The sequence below is a fragment of the Psychrobacter sp. genome, assembly GCF_030457785.1.
Classification (GTDB): domain Bacteria; phylum Pseudomonadota; class Gammaproteobacteria; order Pseudomonadales; family Moraxellaceae; genus Psychrobacter.
In genome coordinates this window covers 1-3,455 of the sequence record NZ_JAKDUI010000246.1, presented here as the reverse complement: position 1 = coordinate 3,455, position 3,455 = coordinate 1, and the positions used below count along the sequence as shown (strand labels likewise).

5 protein-coding genes are annotated in these 3,455 nt (G+C 43.6%); all 5 read left to right on the top strand.

Annotated elements, in window-relative coordinates:
* Positions 1-151: 151 nt before the first annotated feature.
* Genes pilM through L0J61_RS10035 form a run of 5 tightly spaced genes read left to right on the top strand, consistent with a single transcriptional unit; the run spans position 152 to position 3,439 of the window.
* On the top strand, positions 152-1,207 hold the full coding sequence (gene pilM, locus L0J61_RS10055) for a type IV pilus assembly protein PilM (RefSeq protein ID WP_301466308.1): 1,056 nt from the start codon (positions 152-154) through the stop codon (positions 1,205-1,207).
* Positions 1,207-1,860 (top strand): PilN domain-containing protein, encoded by a 654-nt coding sequence (locus tag L0J61_RS10050; RefSeq protein WP_301466307.1) that lies wholly within the window; start codon positions 1,207-1,209, stop codon positions 1,858-1,860. The genes pilM and L0J61_RS10050 overlap by 1 nt, the downstream gene beginning before the upstream one ends.
* Positions 1,857-2,558: a type 4a pilus biogenesis protein PilO gene (locus L0J61_RS10045; RefSeq protein WP_301466306.1), complete on the top strand. Its 702-nt coding sequence runs from the start codon at positions 1,857-1,859 to the stop codon at positions 2,556-2,558. The genes L0J61_RS10050 and L0J61_RS10045 overlap by 4 nt, the downstream gene beginning before the upstream one ends.
* 2 nt (positions 2,559-2,560) lie before the next feature.
* Complete coding sequence (locus tag L0J61_RS10040; RefSeq protein ID WP_301466305.1) at positions 2,561-3,088, top strand: pilus assembly protein PilP; 528 nt, start codon at positions 2,561-2,563, stop codon at positions 3,086-3,088.
* A 27-nt stretch (positions 3,089-3,115) separates the two neighbouring features.
* Positions 3,116-3,439: a hypothetical protein gene (locus L0J61_RS10035; protein ID WP_301466304.1), complete on the top strand. Its 324-nt coding sequence runs from the start codon at positions 3,116-3,118 to the stop codon at positions 3,437-3,439.
* The last annotated feature ends 16 nt before the right edge of the window (positions 3,440-3,455 follow it).

The window sequence follows — 3,455 nt, the reverse complement described above, 5'->3', positions numbered from 1 at the left end:
ACTACGCTATGCTTTAGGTTGGCAATATATCTCTGGTTTTGCGTAAGTCCTAATACTAATTAAGTAAAGTATTGTATTAAAATATTGCAAGTAACTATCTGGTTGTACACTTAATATTGGGATGTGTACTTAATAAAAGGTATATATTTTTGTGAGGCTATTTACTTCCAAAAATCGGCACTTGGTCGGTGTGGATATTTGTGCCACCTCAGTAAAGTTAGTTGATATACGACGCCAGCAGGGCATGTTCCACCTCAAATCTTATGGTATTGAGAGACTACCGGATGGTGTCGTTGTCGATAAACTGCTTGTAGATACTGAAGCCGCAGGCGATACTATTGCAAGCCTAGCTAGGCGTTGTCAAGTGGCAAACGCCGATGCTGCTACAGCAGTGTCAGGATCAGCTGTCATTACTAAAATTATTGATATGGATAAGAATCTAAGTGATGTTGAGCGTGAAGCTCAAATCCGCTTAGATGCTGACCAGTACGTGCCTTACCCACTTGAAGATGTAAATTTAGACTTTGAGGTATTGGGTCCCTCTTTAGTAGGTGATGATTTGGTACAGGTATTACTTGCTGCTTCGCGTTCAGAAAATGTCGATCAAAGAGTTGATGCTTTAACATTTGGCGGTATGCAGGCCAAGGTAATGGATATTGAGTCACACGCTATCGAACGTGCCTTTGGATTAATAGTAGATGACTTGCCAGGCATGCCAGAATTGGTGGCTTTTGTGGACATTGGTCATAACCAAACTACCATATACGTCGCTAAAAACGGTGAATTTATTTATAGTCGTGAGCAGTTATTTGGTGGTTATCAGCTTACGGAAGCAATACAGAATCGTTATGGACTGTCTGCCGAAGAGGCTGCGCTTAGCAAACGTGAGAACATCTTACCCGACGACTACTATACAGATGTGTTGTCGCCTTTCATAGACAACACTATTCAGCAAATCACTCGGTCATTACAGTTTTATTTCTCCTCCAGTCAATACAGCAGTATTGATCACGTAGTGCTGGCTGGAGGCAGTAGTTCTATAGCAGGCCTTGCCAAATCTGCCCGACAAAAGCTCGGTGTAAGTGTCAGTATCGCTGATCCGTTTACCAATATGACTATCGATCCAAATATTGATAAGTATCTATTGGCAATGGACGCCCCAAGTCTAGTGGCGGCCTGTGGACTTGCGTTGAGGAGCTTCGACTAATGGCTCGTATTAATCTTTTACCATGGCGCCAAGATGAGCGCGAACGTCGTAACAAAGAATTCATTACGCTAGTAGTAGCAGTTACGCTCTTAAGCTTACTGGCTGCCTTTGCTGCGTGGAGCTATTTTAATAATGAGCTTGACGATCAATTCGATGCCAACGTATTGGTTGAACAAAAAAACGTACGTCTAGATGGAGTTCTGACTGAAATAGACAGTTTAGAACAACGTCGTGAAGATATTATCTCACGCATGCAGGTTATTCAGGGCTTGCAAGGACGGCGCCCTGTACCAGTACGTTTATGGGATGATTTGGCAAAGGCAATGCCGCCAGCGCTTTATCTGAACAGCCTAAAACGTGAGGGTGATGTTCTTACCTTGACGGGCTTGGCTGATAATCCAAATATCATTTCAAGTTTGATTCGTAATCTTGATAGTAGTCAATGGATGAGGGATTCCGCTGTCACAAATATTCAGCAAAATATCAGTGCTTATGAGTCTGCACCACAGCTTAATAATACTGTGAATGAAGGTGAGCAGTCACGCCCCATTTATCCTGAAGATAGTTATGTACAGTTTGTGGTAACCACTAAAGTGAGCTCAACGACAGCAGCATCAACCGATGGTGAGACAGCGCCCGGAGGTGAGCAATGAAGCTTAGCCGTAAAAAAAATACAAATAAAACTGCCTCTGAATCAAAGCGTCAATTTGACTTTCGAGAGTTTCGCCGCAGCTTTGAGTCGTTAGACTCTGACAACTATGGCAGCTGGCCGGTACCTGTAAAAATCACTGTAATCACTGTCATTATCGCATTGATAGCAGCACTTGCTTGGGCATTACCGATCAGCAGCAAAATTGATGAAATTAAAGCTGCTGAAAGAGAACAAGAAACTTTGCTAGATAGCTATCGTGAAAAAGAGTCACGAGCTCGGCATCTTGAGGCTTATAAAGCGCAGGTAATTCAGATGGAGGCAGAGTTTAACAGCTTGCTTGATCAACTGCCAAAAGATACGAGAGTGTCAGAGCTAGTGGAAGGTATCAACATGACAGGGGTAGGCAGTAACATACGCTTCCAAGACATCTCGGTAGAGGCTGAGATTGAAAATGAGTTCTTTATTGAGCAGCCTATTCGTATCGCGGCTTTGGGTGAATACCATCAGTTTGGTAATTTTATTAGTGGCCTTGCTGCCTTACCTCGAATTATTACAATGCATAATTTTGAGGTCAGCAACCCACAGCCAAGTTTGGATGTTTTACCAGAGCTTAACCTAGTTTTGCAGACCAAAACATATCGTTCGAAAGAAGCCACGTCTGATGACACTGAAAACGATACAGATGCAGGAGGCAACTGATAATGAGTAAAGTGCCCACGCTACTGATTTTAAGCCTGACTGTGCTATCTGTTACTGGATGTAGTGATCGTATCGGTATGGCAGATCAAGCCATGAATGATATCCGAAACCAGCCAGCACAACCAATTGAACCACCACCTAGGGCTGAACTAGTAGAAGATTTTGTCTACAGCGCTAGAGAACAGCGCAGCCCATTTTTGCCGCCAAGCCTGGTTAATGTTGAAGGACCGACGACCGCTATCGATGGCGTGCGTCCTGATATTGCCAGAGTAAAGGAGCCACTTGAGCAGTATGAACTCTCACAACTGGTCTTTCGAGGTGTTGTTACTTCGCCCGAAGGGCAGCGCTATGCATTGGTACAGCGTCCTGATGGATCAGTCGCCAATGCTAAAGTAGGTGATTACCTTGGGTTGAATGACGGCCGTATTGTTGAAATCACGCCGACCCAGATTAACTTGATTGAAATTTTGCCAGACAGCCGCGCAGGGTTCGTTGAAAAACCCCAGTCGCTGGTTTCTCCTATAAGCTAAGTCGGCAGTTTTTTTGAGGAATACATAATGACAGTACGCAATAACAAGGTAATGACGATGAGAAACCGCGTATCTTCTGCTTTTGCTATTTCAGCGCTGGCAGCCGGCATAGTAACAGTGAGCAATAACGCACATGCTGAACAGCGAATAGATAATGTTTCTGTGGTACAAACTGCACCTACAGTGACGCAAATGCGTTTGGGTTTTGCAGAGACCCCTGTATTACCTGCAGCTTATCAGCTTGATAACCCGAGTCGTTTGGTGTTGGATTTTGAACAGGTACAAAATGGTCTTTCCAGCCAATTTAATGAGTATAGTCAGTTCTTTTTAAATAAGATACAATCGTTTTAAAGCAAGCGAAATAGCA